15 protein-coding genes are annotated in these 14,400 nt (G+C 39.5%); 5 read left to right on the top strand and 10 right to left on the bottom strand.

What is annotated here, in order from left to right; genetic code table 11:
- Positions 1 to 50 precede the first annotated feature (50 nt).
- Positions 51 to 461 (bottom strand): thiol-disulfide oxidoreductase DCC family protein, encoded by a 411-nt coding sequence (locus tag ATG70_RS07210; protein WP_098443658.1) that lies wholly within the window; start codon positions 459 to 461, stop codon positions 51 to 53.
- A 126-nt stretch (positions 462 to 587) separates the two neighbouring features.
- On the opposite strand from ATG70_RS07210, the gene ATG70_RS07205 reads away from it, so the two are divergent.
- Positions 588 to 1,943 (top strand): MATE family efflux transporter, encoded by a 1,356-nt coding sequence (locus ATG70_RS07205; protein WP_098443657.1) that lies wholly within the window; start codon positions 588 to 590, stop codon positions 1,941 to 1,943.
- Between the two features lie 36 nt (positions 1,944 to 1,979).
- Here ATG70_RS07205 and ATG70_RS07200 read toward each other — a convergent pair whose 3' ends face one another.
- From ATG70_RS07200 to ATG70_RS07190, 3 genes are all read right to left on the bottom strand, one after another.
- Positions 1,980 to 3,599 carry an ABC-F family ATP-binding cassette domain-containing protein gene (locus tag ATG70_RS07200; RefSeq protein ID WP_098443656.1) on the bottom strand — a complete coding sequence of 540 codons (1,620 nt, stop codon included), beginning with the start codon at positions 3,597 to 3,599 and terminating at the stop codon, positions 1,980 to 1,982.
- A gap of 82 nt (positions 3,600 to 3,681) precedes the next feature.
- Positions 3,682 to 4,350, bottom strand: a complete 669-nt coding sequence (gene bshB2, locus ATG70_RS07195; RefSeq protein ID WP_098443655.1) for a bacillithiol biosynthesis deacetylase BshB2 — start codon at positions 4,348 to 4,350, stop codon at positions 3,682 to 3,684.
- Positions 4,351 to 4,360: 10 nt separating this feature from the next.
- Entirely contained in the window at positions 4,361 to 4,702 is a 342-nt protein-coding gene (locus tag ATG70_RS07190; protein WP_098443654.1) for a YojF family protein, read from the bottom strand.
- Positions 4,703 to 4,878: 176 nt separating this feature from the next.
- On the opposite strand from ATG70_RS07190, the gene ATG70_RS07185 reads away from it, so the two are divergent.
- Together ATG70_RS07185 and ATG70_RS07180 are read left to right on the top strand one after the other, a co-directional pair.
- Entirely contained in the window at positions 4,879 to 5,784 is a 906-nt protein-coding gene (locus ATG70_RS07185; protein ID WP_098443653.1) for an ATP-binding protein, read from the top strand.
- Positions 5,785 to 7,668 (top strand): vWA domain-containing protein, encoded by a 1,884-nt coding sequence (locus tag ATG70_RS07180; RefSeq protein WP_098443652.1) that lies wholly within the window; start codon positions 5,785 to 5,787, stop codon positions 7,666 to 7,668.
- An 84-nt stretch (positions 7,669 to 7,752) separates the two neighbouring features.
- On the opposite strand, the gene ATG70_RS07175 is transcribed toward ATG70_RS07180, so the two are convergent.
- The 4 genes from ATG70_RS07175 to ATG70_RS07160 form a co-directional block, all read right to left on the bottom strand.
- Positions 7,753 to 8,793 (bottom strand): serine hydrolase domain-containing protein, encoded by a 1,041-nt coding sequence (locus ATG70_RS07175; protein ID WP_098443651.1) that lies wholly within the window; start codon positions 8,791 to 8,793, stop codon positions 7,753 to 7,755.
- 103 nt (positions 8,794 to 8,896) lie between these two features.
- Positions 8,897 to 9,478, bottom strand: coding sequence for a DUF4256 domain-containing protein (locus tag ATG70_RS07170; protein ID WP_098443650.1), 582 nt, complete (start codon positions 9,476 to 9,478; stop codon positions 8,897 to 8,899).
- A 12-nt stretch (positions 9,479 to 9,490) separates the two neighbouring features.
- On the bottom strand, positions 9,491 to 9,991 hold the full coding sequence (locus ATG70_RS07165) for a mismatch-specific DNA-glycosylase (RefSeq protein WP_098443649.1): 501 nt from the start codon (positions 9,989 to 9,991) through the stop codon (positions 9,491 to 9,493).
- A 6-nt stretch (positions 9,992 to 9,997) separates the two neighbouring features.
- A complete protein-coding gene (locus ATG70_RS07160; protein WP_098443648.1) occupies positions 9,998 to 10,774 on the bottom strand; it encodes a class I SAM-dependent methyltransferase in 777 nt (258 codons plus the stop codon).
- Between the two features lie 277 nt (positions 10,775 to 11,051).
- Between ATG70_RS07160 and ATG70_RS07155 the strand changes: the two genes are divergently transcribed.
- Positions 11,052 to 12,287 carry a dicarboxylate/amino acid:cation symporter gene (locus ATG70_RS07155; protein WP_098443647.1) on the top strand — a complete coding sequence of 412 codons (1,236 nt, stop codon included), beginning with the start codon at positions 11,052 to 11,054 and terminating at the stop codon, positions 12,285 to 12,287.
- Between the two features lie 223 nt (positions 12,288 to 12,510).
- Here ATG70_RS07155 and ATG70_RS07150 read toward each other — a convergent pair whose 3' ends face one another.
- Positions 12,511 to 13,116, bottom strand: a complete 606-nt coding sequence (locus ATG70_RS07150; protein WP_098443646.1) for an alpha/beta hydrolase — start codon at positions 13,114 to 13,116, stop codon at positions 12,511 to 12,513.
- On the bottom strand, positions 13,116 to 14,060 hold the full coding sequence (locus ATG70_RS07145) for a ring-cleaving dioxygenase (protein WP_098443645.1): 945 nt from the start codon (positions 14,058 to 14,060) through the stop codon (positions 13,116 to 13,118). The genes ATG70_RS07150 and ATG70_RS07145 overlap by 1 nt, the downstream gene beginning before the upstream one ends.
- 212 nt (positions 14,061 to 14,272) lie before the next feature.
- On the opposite strand from ATG70_RS07145, the gene ATG70_RS22765 reads away from it, so the two are divergent.
- Complete coding sequence (locus ATG70_RS22765; protein ID WP_224880206.1) at positions 14,273 to 14,362, top strand: putative holin-like toxin; 90 nt, start codon at positions 14,273 to 14,275, stop codon at positions 14,360 to 14,362.
- The last annotated feature ends 38 nt before the right edge of the window (positions 14,363 to 14,400 follow it).

Here is a 14,400-nt window from a genome sequence, read left to right as displayed (position 1 = left end):
CATTATATAACAACAAAATTGATAGGAATGCAATTTCAACGTTTTTCTTTTCACAAAAACCGCTTTCTTTGTTCCTTTGTTGGGATCATACAGCTTTCTTTTTTTCCGAACCATTTATAACGACGTTTGGCTACTTCGTCATAGAGCCGATCTCTAATTGAACGTGGGAATAAGCGAAATATTAGCAATAGCTTAAACCATCCGCCAAGTTGTTGAATGATCGAAAGAGCTGCTTCGGATTTAACTAGCGCCTTCCCTTCTTTTATCACAATCACACTATCTGGTACTTCTGTAAGACCAGCTTTCCTAAGAAGGATCTCTGCCGTTTCTGATTGAAGAGATGCAAAAGAGAAAACGGCTTTCTTATCGTATTTAAACATAAACTTTACTAATCCATTGCATAAATTGCAAACCCCATCAAAAAGAATAATATTTGTATCCACTTCTTCTCGCCTATTCATAGATTAACACCTCATTCTATATGTTCACTATTTCACATATTTAGTGTAGCATAACTTACTAATTGATGAGGTAGAATGTGCTATAATTTCCGTGTTCAGTATTCTACATAGCAAGGATGTTGCACCATGTATCCAACACATTCACTCAAGGAAAAAATCAAACTATTAATTGTCATTTTGTACCCGATTTTAATTACGCAAGTTGGTCTGTATTCAATGAACTTTGTAGACACGATCATGAGCGGAAGAGCTGGGGCGAATGATCTTGCCGGGGTTGCGATTGGCTCAAGTCTTTGGGTCCCTGTCTTCACAGGCTTAAGCGGCATTTTACTTGCCATAACGCCAATCGTGTCACATTATATTGGGGCGAAACAGGAAGAACGTGTTTCTTTTTCAGTCCTGCAAGGCATTTATCTTTCCATTGTGTTATCACTTAGTATTTTAGTAGTTGGAAGTTTCATTTTGGATCCTATTTTAAATACAATGGATCTTCAGGACAACGTAGCTCAAATTGCAAAAGAGTATTTAATCGGACTTTCATTTGGGATTATCCCACTGTTTATTTACTCCGTTTTAAGAAGTTTCTTTGATGCCCTTGGAGAGACAAGAACCACGATGCTCGTTACTCTTACATCGCTTCCAATCAATGTATTTTTCAATTACGTTCTCATTTTTGGTAAATGGGGATTTCCCAAGTTAGGCGGTGTTGGTGCCGGATATGCATCGGCGATCACTTACTGGTTTATTCTTTTCATCGCATTACTGGTCGTGATAAAAGTAAGACCGTTTAGAGCATACGGGATCTTCAAACGTTTTTATTCAATCTCATTTTCAACTTGGAAAGAACAGTTGAAAATTGGCGTGCCTATTGGTTTTTCCATCTTTTTTGAAGTAAGTATTTTCGCCGCCGTTACGCTATTAATGAGCACGTATTCAACCGAAACGATTGCTGCTCATCAGGCGGCTATCAACTTCGCCTCTCTTCTATATATGATTCCACTTAGTATTTCTATGGCGTTAACAATCGCTATCGGATTTGAAGTTGGCGCAAAAAGATTACTGGATGCGAAACACTACAGTTACATAGGCATTGCTTTTGCAGTTGGTATGGCTTTGTTTTCAGCTCTATGTTTATATCTCTTCAATGATGCAGTAGCAAGCTGGTATACAAGTAATCAAAACGTATTCGACCTGATTAAAGTATTCTTAATCTACGCGATCTTTTTCCAGCTTTCAGATGCTGTTGCTGCTCCAATTCAGGGAGCACTCCGAGGTTATAAGGATGTAAATGTGACACTCGTTATGAGCTTAATTTCTTATTGGGTGATCGGTCTTCCTTTAGGTTTTATACTTGCGAAATACACAGCGTTTGGTCCATACGGTTATTGGGTCGGTCTGAGTGCTGGACTTTTTGTTGCGGCCATTACCTTATTTCTTCGTTTGCGTCATGTTCAGAAAGCAAAACGAACAATATACGAATAAAAGCGGGTCCCATTTAGGGGACCCGCTTTTACCATATTAATTATACATCGCTTGTGCTTTTGCTTGTAGCTCAGTATTTTCAAGGTATTCATCATACGTCGCTTCTTTATCAATGATCCCTTTAGGTGTTACTTCAATGACTCTGTTTGCGATCGTTTGAATGAACTGGTGGTCATGAGAAGTAAAGATCATCGCACCTTTAAAATTCATAAGACCATTGTTAAGTGCAGTAATCGATTCAAGATCCAGGTGGTTTGTTGGATCGTCAAGTACAAGAACGTTCGCACCGCTAAGCATCATTTTTGAAAGCATGCAGCGTACTTTTTCTCCACCGGAAAGAACGCTTGCTTTCTTCAATACTTCTTCTCCAGAGAATAGCATTCTTCCTAAGAAACCGCGAAGGAAGCTTTCGCTCTGATCTTCTGGAGAGTATTGACGAAGCCAGTTAACAAGGTTTGTATCGACGCCTTCAAAGTATTCCGAGTTATCTTTCGGGAAATAAGCCTGAGAAGTCGTTACGCCCCACTTGAACGTGCCGCTATCTGCTTCCATTTCACCCATCAAGATTTTAATAAGCGCCGTATTCGCAATTTCATTACGACCTACAAGTGCCACTTTATCATCTTTATTGAGCATAAAGCTCACGTTATCAAGAACTTTTACACCATCAATCGTTTTCGTTAAACCTTCTACGTGAAGAACATCGTTTCCAATGTCACGATTTGGTGTGAATGCTACGTAAGGATACTTTCTTGACGATGGCTTAATATCATCAAGCGTAATCTTATCAAGAAGTTTTTTACGCGATGTCGCTTGTTTGGACTTCGAAGCGTTCGCGCTAAAACGCTGAATAAACGCTTGAAGTTCTTTTACTTTCTCTTCCTTCTTCTTGTTCGCATCTTCTTTCATCGTACGAGCAAGCTGGCTTGATTCATACCAGAAATCGTAGTTACCTACATATACTTGAATTTTACCGTAATCAAGATCAGCCATGTGCGTACATACTTTGTTTAAAAAGTGACGGTCATGGGATACAACGATAACGGTGTTTTCAAAGTTAATAAGAAACTCTTCTAGCCATTGAATCGCAGAAAGATCCAAGTTGTTCGTAGGCTCATCCAGAAGAAGAATATCTGGGGAACCAAATAGTGCCTGTGCAAGTAGAACTTTTACTTTCTCAGAACCGGTAAGATCTGCAAGCTTCTTGTAATGAAGATCTTCTGAAATTCCAAGACCTTTCAGCAATACGGCTGCATCAGACTCAGCTTCCCACCCATTAAGGTCAGCAAATTCACCTTCAAGTTCAGCAGCCTTCATACCATCTTCATCAGAGAAGTCCTCTTTCATGTAGATCGCATTCTTTTCCTGCATTACTTCATGAAGACGAGCATGCCCCATAATAACGGTGTTTAGCACTTCATACTCTTCGTATTCAAAATGGTTCTGCTTTAGGACCGCTAGTCGTTCACCAGGTCCCATGTGAACATCGCCTGTTTGCGGTTCAATTTCACCTGATAAAATCTTAAGAAACGTTGACTTACCTGCGCCATTCGCACCAATTAGCCCATAACAGTTTCCTGGAGTAAATTTAATATTAACATCTTCAAAAAGCTTACGATCACCATATCGTAAGCCGACATCTGTAACTGTAATCATTTAGGTCGTATTCCTCCATCTATCATATTATAGTGCAAATTATATCACGTTCTGTTCGGAATAGATATGAACGCTTCAGAACTTATTCATCAAATGGGTAGATCCAGAAGGATTCTTGCTTAATAAATGACATCATTTCGGAGTTAGGATCGATTGAGCCATCTTCAAGTCTTGCCACCATAGCCTCCGTTTGGGAGCGGTGAGCTTCGATTGTTTTAATCTTCGTTTCTAACACATCCGTTACATCAAATACTTTATCTGGCTTACCGAGTACTGCTTCGCGATCCGGAGTAATAGGCAAAGCATAAACCGTTGGACGGCCTTCTTTCGGCATTCGTTTTAACGTCTCAATGACTGCAGCCGAACAGGCATCATGATCAGGATGGATACCGTATTCAGGATAAAATGTAATGATCAACGACGGCTTCAATTCATCAACGAGCTTCGCTATCGTTGAAACTAGCAGTTCAGGATCTTCAAATTCGAGCGTTTTATCACGGAAGCCAAGCATGCGAACGTCTTTAACCCCCATTGCATTGCAAGCATCCTGCAATTCTTTCTTACGTACTTCTGGAAGGGTTTCTCTTGTTGCAAAGAATGGGTTACCCATATTGCGTCCCATTTCTCCTAGCGTTGCACATGCATACGTGACAGGCACGCCATCATTTACAAATTTCGTTATTAGCCCTGCAGTACCGAAAGCTTCATCATCCGGGTGCGGGAAAACAACTAGGACTTGTTTCTCCATCATCGTTACCTCCTTAGTCGAATGGTGTATAGCTTAGTTGTACGGCTACAGCTAAACGGCCGCTTGAATCATGACCTGCCATTAATAGACGACCATCGTCCAACTGATAATCGGTTAAGCCTTCCGCATACATCCAGCCGTCATTTAATTTAAACCCAACGCGAAATGGACCGCTACCAGCCATTTTTACATTGGTGAATTGAATTGAGCCGTTTCTTATGTAAGCTCCAACCGCAAGCTTTTCTTTATCTTGAGCAGCATAGGCACCACTCGTCGTTTCTAAGTGAAAATACAGCTCTTTGTTTTCAAATGTTTCAAGAATTTCTTGTACTTTTTCTATTTGAATAGGCTTCATTTCTTATGCCCCCTTCTTTCTTAGGCCTACTTGCTAGAACTAGTATAGCTCATCTATTCCGCTCGGTAAAATGATTGACGTTGACATCCGAACGACTTTCATTAGACAGAGACTGTTTTTTTCCGTTATAGTTAACTTTTGAATAGATGTGAATTTTAAACTCGGAGGTATAACACATGCAATTATATGAAACGTTTGATATTCCAGATAAAATACAGAACCGTATTGAAGACCGACGCGATGCAAATACAAACCCGGACCACTACCTAATTGGTTCAAAAGGATACACAGCACCGGACATGTCAATTGTAAAAGATGCCGTAACAGCTCTAGTTCTCGGGAAGAATGTTTTGCTAAAAGGACCAACAGGAGCTGGTAAAACAAAACTAGCCGAATTAATTAGCTATTTCTTTAACCAACCTATGTACTCGATTAACTGCTCCGTTGATCTAGATGCAGAAGCGCTCCTAGGGTACAAAACGCTAAGTTATGACGAACAAAACAATGCGCATATTACCTTCATTCCTGGACCAGTGGAAAATGCGATGAAAAACGGTGAACTTCTCTATATTGATGAAATAAATACAGCGAAAGCAGAAACACTTCCTATTCTAAATGGTGTTCTTGACTATCGTCGCATGGTACTCAATCCTTTCACTGGAGAAACGGTTCGTGCAAAAGAGAACTTTGGTGTTATTGCTGCAATTAATGAAGGATATATTGGAACAGCACCATTAAATGAAGCATTAAAAAATCGCTTTATCGTAATAGAAGTGCCTTACTTACAAGGACAAGCTTTAAAAGAAATGTTAAGTGAACAATCGCTTCTAGACGACTCAGATCAGCTTGATCAGTTTGTGACGCTATCTGCTGACCTTCAATCAAAAGTAAGAGATGGCCAGATTTCAGAAGAAGCCGCATCTCCTCGTTCACTCCTAGATGCGTGTGACTTAACAACATTTATGGAAGCGAGACGTGCGATTAAACGTGCAATTACAGATAAGCTTGAAGATGAGCGTGAAAAAGCTGCAGTGGAAAACATCGCAGAAACGATTTTTGGACGTTATCAGGAGAAAGCATAAATGAAGTTTCTAAACTTTGCTGAGAATCAGACGGATCCTTTTCTTCATCTAAGTTTATCTGATCTCGCTGAAACACTGAGTCACATAGAGAGTGAAGTTCAGTTCGCTTTCCATTCATACTACAGACCGGCTGAAAAGTTGATTACGGTCAGTCATTATTGGAATGATATTTTTGATGGCACACAATTTGATGGCATGAAAAGTGATATCTACCTTCGTGCACTTGGTAATGTTCATTATACAAATTTCAATGAAGTAGATCGTTACCTCTCTACTCTTAAAAACCAATCCCATCCTCTTTTTCGTAAACAGCTATTTGCGTTATTAGAAGATATAAGACTTGAGAAGATTTGCAAATCGATCCGTCCTGGAATGAGTGCAGCTTTTGATACGAGACAAACGCTATTTCAGAAGCGTTTTCGAGGACGTCTCGACGTTCATAATCGTCAGAACCAGCTGCTTGATGCTTTATTTTGCGCCATCTACCTCCAAGCGATCGGTAAACCAGTTGCTCTTGGAAATGACCTGGCAGAATATAAGCCCTATTTGCGCCATTTAATTATGGAGATTTCTAAAGCGAGTTCAACAAAAGCAGTCGTTACGCTCACAAACGCTTTTTGTCAGGAGCTAAACGATGATCATTTCGATATGACAACAGAATATTTAACGATGTATGGGACATCTGCAAATCCCTCGGTAGTAGTAGAGGATGAAGAAGCTCGTCAGTTGAAGAGTGACGATACAATGGAAACGACGGATAAAGAAGATAAAGAAACCTATGATGAAGAAATGAATACGTGGCATGAAGAACAGGAACAAGAAGGCTCTAATTTCCTTCAATTTGATTTGGAAGAAGGGGCAAAATCCGACCTCATCGGTGAAGGAGAACGAAAAGAAGAATCAGGTGATCAGGCCTTTGTTAGTGTTCAAGGGGCTTCTAAACAATCTGAAGGCAGTCAGTTTGATGAAGAAGCTCTTCTTGAAAGTCATGATACAAAAACCGTCGCTTCTTCACAGGAACCTCTAGGTGAAGCGAACCGAAATGTAAAAGAAGTAACTCGTCTGGCTGAAAAACCGACAACTGAAGAGCTGTCTAGCTACCGAACAGCAAAAGCTGAAATTCAATATGCTGAAAAATCTCTTCGGTCTGCCATCCAAAAAACGATTGAGCAAAAACAAATTGCTCCCAGAAGCGACCTCCACTTTGGACGGTTGAATCGCAAGCTGCTTAGGTTATTAACAGACGAAAATCCTCGTCTCTTTTATAAAAAGAATTCGCCTAGTACCGAGCTAGATGTCACCTTCTCGTTGCTTGTCGATTGTTCGGCATCAATGTACGATAAGATGGAAGAAACTCGCCTAGGAATTACGCTTTTCCACGAGACGTTAAAAGGACTCAATATTAAACACTCGATCACTGGCTTCTATGAAGATGCTTTCGATGCAGATGACGAGGAACAGCCAAATACCCTTTTTCAAATCGTCGACTATCATCGCTCGACTCAACCTAATGAAGGTGCAAAAATTATGCAATTGGAGCCTGAAGAAGACAATCGGGATGGTTATGCGATTCGAAAAGCTGCTGAAGAACTAGCTGAACGAAATGAAAAACATAAAATCTTACTCGTCTTTACAGATGGAGAACCTTCTGCTTACGATTATAGTGAAAATGGCATCATCGATACACATGAAGCCGTTATTCAGACACGAAAAAAAGGTTATGAAGTAATCGGTGTCTTTTTATCAAATGGAGAACCACAAGAAAAAGAGAAAAATACGATGCGAAATATCTACGGGACGCAAAGTCTTGTCATTCCATCCGCGAATGAAATACCCGCATATTTAACACCATTGTTAAAGCGGTTATTGCTACGATTTGTATAATAAAAACGATCCTGATCTTGTCGAGCAAGCAGGATCGTTTTTCATTTTCAGTTAAAAACAATAGTCGCCACCTTTTCCTAACTATTATTCGAGTGTAAGTGATCGAATGATGTCCCCTATAATGCCTTCATCTTGATGTACACCTAAATCTGTATTTGTCATAATGATTACTCCATTTTCTAATTTGGGATAGAGTGCCATCATACATTGAAATCCAACTCCCCATCCAAGAGAAAAGACTTTGAAATGTTTCCCTGAGCGTTCTAGAAATACACCTAATCCTGCCCACTCTCTATCACCATACGAACTCATTATCTGCATGGCACTACTTGCAGATAGTCCTATTCTGCTTTCATTTTTCATAGACTTCAAGAGATCCACCATAAACAAAGATAAATCTGTAGGTGTGGTCCAAAGACCACATGCAGCTGCATATGGATAAATCGTATCGTTTTCTTTCACTTTTTCACCCGTTTTATGATGACCAGAAGCAATTTCTCCACTAAAGGCTGTTAACCTGGTGAAATCTGTGGTGCTACGACTCATGTTTAATGGTTTAAAAATGAAATCGTTCATAACTTCATTAAAATTCATACCAGTCACATCTTCTACTACTTGTTCAATGGTACAAAATCCAGCATCAGAATACTGAAAGTCACTGCCAGGTTTGTATTTTACTTGAATAGGTTCTTTACAATAGACTGTTCTTCCTTTTAAAAGCTCGACCATGGATGGAGGATCCGTATCAATTTGATCAAGCTGACCAAAACTACCAATAGGGTCTATTATGCCTGATTGATGACTAAGTAAGTAACGAAGCGTCACCTTGTGATTCATAAATAGTTTGTTTGGAAGCTTCCAGGAAGTTAGAAGTTCATTTACATCTATATCTAAATCAAGGTTTCCTTTTTCCACTAAAATCATTACAAGTACTGACGTAAGAAACTTACTAACAGAACACGCATTAAAAAGAGAAGAAGTTTCTACCCTCTTAGTTGAATGTGCTTCTAATAAACCAAAACATTCCGTATGACTTATTTTGCAGTGGTTCACAACCGCTAAACTTATACCAATTACGTTATGAGTTGCCATGCGTTCCTGTATGAAAAAACTCCCCTTGTTCATCTTATCCTCCGTTCAAGTTAACTTCACAATAGCGCTTACATTAATTTGAAGCTGAAATTAGTAAATCAAGTATTAAATTAGATTTACTAAGTCCAAATGATAATTACACCTTTAGTGAGCAGCGAAATCCCCTAGCAGCATAATAAGATTCTGCGCCGTTGTGATAAACAAACACCCGACCGTAGCGACGATCACAAAAAAGGGCGCCCCCGAGTTCTCTCACATCAGCGGGAGTTTGCACCCAACTCGACGTTTTCACATCGAAGTTCCCTAGCGTTTGCAATTCGCGGTACTCTTCTTCTGTTAGAAGTTCAGCTCCTATGGATGTTGCCATTTCAATAGCGTTATTCTCAGGCTTGAATTTTTTTCTGGATTCTAAAGCTTTTCGATCGTAACAAACACTTCTGCGGCCCTTAGGACTCTCAGAAGAACAATCATAAAAAATGTATTCGTCACTTTCTTGGAGATAACCTACAACATCTGGCTCTCCTTCCGTCATTTCCATTTCATTTAGAGTCCATAGTTTATCAGGATTTTCCTCAAGCTTTGATTGTACACATGCCCATTCAATATCATTATGACGCTGCATATGTTTTTCAAAGCGCTCTTTTAATTTGCGAAGTAATTCTTCCTTATGTTCAGGTAGCAAGTTTTTTCGCTCAGTACTCTTATTTGTATTCGACATACCCATTACCTCCTAATGGACCTTATCCACTTTTAATTGACGATAAATTTCAGTTAATTCGTTAAGAGACATCCTAACTAATCCGCTTGTAGATGGTGCAACAAAGTCGCGTACACCTTCCACTTGATTAATCGGTTGAAATCCCCAATCAACCTTTTTTATACCAGAAAATTTCTGATATACTCCTTTCCCGACATAGCAGTTTACTAATGGCATATACACATTAATTTTTTTTAAAAGATGTTTTCTTCCTTGGACATAATCTTCAATAGTTAAGTCACTCGCACCTCTTGTAGGACGATCAACGATATTCGTTAATCCATACCCATATTCTAGAAGTCTATGATCTTCTTCTGGTGAGAGCTTCCGGTCAGTCAGTCCCGATTCATTTAATACAGCAAAAAAACGATTTGTAGGATTCGCATAGTGATGGCCTACTTCTTCTGATTGAAGCCCAGGATTGAAACCGATAAACAGGATTTTTAAATTATAATCTAAGTGATCTGGTATCAAATTGCTTCACTCCTTACATTCAAGGATTCCGTAATGAAATTTGGATGTTTTTCGAATTTGCTGTTGAAAGCCAAACTTTTGAAACTGTGAACTTTTCCATGAATCTTTTAAAACAACCCTTATACGAGCAATTCGTTTTGCTTCTTTTATCATTTCCTCAGATAGCGCATCGTACAGGGCAATCTTTTTCATTTCTAGTACCCCATCAGATTCTAGTATGGTATCTTCAAACATTGGGTCAAAATAAACCACATCTACTGAATCATCAGGTAAATTCGGTAATACAGCTTCATACCGCTTCCCTATCACGACTACTCTCCTCATAGCATTATCGATCTTTGCCTCGCCACTTTGCCAATTTTTTAGTCCCTCTTGAAGTATAAGAGCATGGTCTGAGCCTTCGATTGCTTGAACACTTCCAGCTTCTCCTACAACAAGGCTAGCAACGATGCTGTCAGCTCCCAGTCCCGCAGTACAGTCTAACAAACTCATACCTTTATTCAGTCCGCTCGCCTGAATGAACGCATCGCTGCGTCCACGTAAGAGCGCTTTCGTACGAAACATGGCTGAATTTGGATGGAAGAAAACAGGCTTTTCTGCATGATCTTTATATAGAAAAAGGCGATCAAATCCAACAACTATAAGTGGTTCATCACATAGATTCATAAGTTGGCTAATCGATCGTTTTTCCCTTGGTATGTATGTGCCTTCTTGTAAGCGGCTCAGTCTTTTCGCTTCTCTCACTAGCGATTCAGTTGGTCTACCTGCAGTTGTAAAAATCATTCTTCTAAACTCCTTCTAATTCCTTCTTAGTTAGTATACCATGTGCCTTCAAAAGCAAATAATAGAGGAAAAGGTTATCCTCAAAATACTATTCTAAAAAAATATCAAAAGGAAATATAAATATCTTAAAAAGCTATTTAAAAATCAAGTACAATCTCAATATCCAATGATAAATAACCTCTTGTAAATATATTTTATTTTAAAAGGAAATATAATTTCTAAACAATTTTCTTTCTAGCTGTTATACTAATAACACTATTTAATAAGAGGTGTAACCATGCAGGTAATGTGGCAATTGTATAAAAATTCTTCTTTCGTATTAAAAATGACCCTTGGCTTTCTATTAGGTATAGTAACAGGTGTTCTTTTTGGACCAAGTATCGAAATTATTAAACCACTTGGTACCATTTTGATCAACTTGCTCAACCTCGTGGCAATTCCAGTCATTTTCTTAACAGTAGTAATCGCAATTAATCAAATGAATCCGAAACACCTTGGTCGCCTTGGCGGCAAGCTGCTCGTGTATTACGGATTAACGACAGCCGCGGCTGTATTAATAGGGGTCACAATCGCTTTATGGATTAACCCCGGTACTGGTTTAACCCTTCCAGATGCTAAAGTAGAAAAGCCAGATACACCAGGATTTTCTGATGTACTTCTTAACATTGTGCCTAGTAACCTTTTTGAAACTTTTTCTTCTGGCCAGCTAATGGGCATTCTCTTTCTCGCTGTGATCATCGGATTAACGATGGGAAAAATGCGTTATTCCGAGAAAAAAGATCTGCGGGAATCAGGTGAAAGGCTCCATCGTCTTTTCTCATCTGCAAATGACTTGTTCTTCTTGCTATTACAGGGAATTTTGCTTTATGCACCAATTGGTATATTTGCGATCAGCGCAACATCGTTCGGTAATCAGGGCTTTCAAACCTTCCAGTCACTCATCGCTTTTACAGGGGTGTTTTACTTGGGTGTTCTATTGTTGTGGGCACTGATTTATACTTCTTTTCTAAAATACTCAAAGTTGAGTATTCGACACTTCTTCTCTCAAACAAAGGACGCTTATCTTACAGCCTTTTTCACATCAAGTAGTATCGCTTCTCTTCCGATAGCCATTGACTCTGCAAAGAAAGCTGGTATTTCAGAGCGAATTGTGAACTTTTCTTTACCGATTGGAGCTGTGTTTAACTCTGATGGAGGAGCATTAAGAATGGGAGCCTCGATTGTATTTGCTGCAAATGTAACAGGGTTAAACTTCTCGATTATGGATTATGTGATCATCGTTGCGATTGGCACTCTTCTCTCTATAGGCACAGCGGGCATTCCAGCTGCTGGCTTAGTGACACTATCAGCTGTATTAACAATGTTTAATTTACCATTAGAAATTGTCGCTCTCATCGCAGGTGTTGATGTACTAATCGGTATGGCTGGCACAGCTTCAAACGTACTAGGAGACATTATCGGAGCTGCCGTGATCGATCGTGATGAAAAGAAAACAACAAAATCTGCTGGTTAGTAGCTACGTTAAAGGCGTCTCACGTATTTCAACAAATACGTGAGACGCCTTTAAAATTTAATTCAACCGTAAAAAAACAACCAATAACTATTAATGGAGAACGTATCCTTATTTCACGCCAGGGTTCCTCTACTTAAACTGGTTTACCAAAAAAAGCAAGCATCAAAGTTATGCGACTTTGATGCTTGCTTTTTTATTATTGAGTCTACGATAAAGCACTCAGCTATTTAATATGCTTATGAAACCAATCTGCTGCTGTTTCAGCTTCTGACCTTGTTAATTGATGTCCAGCACTTTCCCAATGGACCGATACATCTGCCCCAGCATGAGAGAGCATTTCATAAAGTTCCTTCGTTTCCTCAGGAGAGCAAATCGGATCATTCTCTCCTGCTCCTATAAAGATAGGCTTTCCAGAAAGATTAGGTAGCTTCAGATTTCGCAGTGGCACCATCGGGTGATGAAGAATGGCGCCTCTAAGTGCGTTTGCGTCATGGAAAAGCAAACTTCCGGCTATGTTAGCACCATTTGAATAGCCTATGGCAATAACATGATTACGATCAAAGTTATAATTTTTCGCGGATTCATCAATGAAAGCATTTAACTCATGCGTTCTCTCAATTAAATCAGCCTCATCAAAAACGCCCTCTGCTAATCGTTTAAAAAACCGCGGCATTCCATTTTCTGAAACATTGCCTCTCACACTTAGAATCGAGTACGCTGGCGCAATAAGCTCAGCTAGAGGAACCAAATCTTCTTCTGTTCCCCCCGTCCCATGAAGTAAGAGTAATACGGGAAGATCCTTTTTTCCTTGTTTGAAAATGTGCTTCACTATTTGTCACCCTCAAGCACTCTTGCATTTGCAGGCTCTAAAACACGTTCAATCTCAGGACGCTTTTCCTCAAGCCATGGTGGTAGAAGAAGCTTTTTCCCCATTTCATCAGGGTCTTCATCTTTTGCAAATCCTGGAGGATCTGTTGCAATTTCAAAAAGTATTCCGCCTTCTTCTCTAAAGTAAATGGCATTAAAATATTGACGATCTACGACTGGAGTAGGACCATACTCTTTTTCCTCGAGTAAATTTTTCCATTCCTCATGATCATTGAAATCATTTGCACGTAATGCAATATGGTGGACTGTCCCTGACCCCATTCTCCCAGAAACCATTGGTGTTTTCTTAACATCGATCGTATTACCAATAGAAGCACTTGATTTGAACCGAACGAAATCCTCTTCTTCCGCAACACGGATAAAACCGAGAACTTCTTCAAGAACCGTCATTGTTGAATCTGGTTTTCCTGTTAATAGCGTTGCACCGGCAAATCCTTTGATTGCATGTTTCGTACTAACACCGCCAAAACTCCAAGTATTAGGTTCACCTTCTTCTCGTTCAACAAGCTCTAGATGCAAGCCATGAGGATCATCAAAAGCAAGAACCTTCTCACCAAAGCGAGTCATCTCACCGTTTTCTACATTTAACTTGTCCAGGCGTTTTTTCCAGAATGATAGGCTACCTGTTGGAACTACGAAGCTTGTTACGCCTACTTGGCCAGAACCAATTTCACCATCATGAGCGTTTGACCAGGGGAAGAACGTCATAATTGTACCTGGTGCTCCTTCTTCGTTTCCGAAGTAAAGATGATACGTTCCTGGGTCATCAAAATTCACTGTTTTTTTAACGAGGCGTAGCCCCAAAACCCCACTATAAAAGTCGACATTTTCCTGAGGATTTCCTACGATTGCTGTAATATGGTGTATTCCTGTTGTGTGCTTCATAAGTTATAAGTCTCCTTTTCATTGTTACATCCATTTTAGAAGGTTCCCGCATTACAATTATCTTAATCATCTAATTTGAAAATGATAAATATCTTTAATTCGAGATATTTGATTTAAGTGTATTTGATTCCAGACATTCTGTCAAATACTTCGCTTTTTTGCGTATAGGACAACCCCTGAAAGTGACATTCTATTTGTAAAGGAGTGATGTGATGCTTAGCGTATTTGAGGCCCTATCATTAATGGTCAGCTTTTCCGCTCTTGTGCTCGCCATCATCCACACGAAAGATCGTTCTTCGTAACAAACCGAAAAGCACTCCACTGGAGTGCTTTTCTTGTT

Origin of the sequence: Bacillus sp. es.036 (assembly GCF_002563635.1) — a bacterium.
In the GTDB taxonomy this organism is placed as follows: domain Bacteria; phylum Bacillota; class Bacilli; order Bacillales; family Guptibacillaceae; genus Guptibacillus.
Note: the sequence above shows the minus strand (reverse complement) of the source record. Positions and strands in the feature narration are given on the sequence as shown.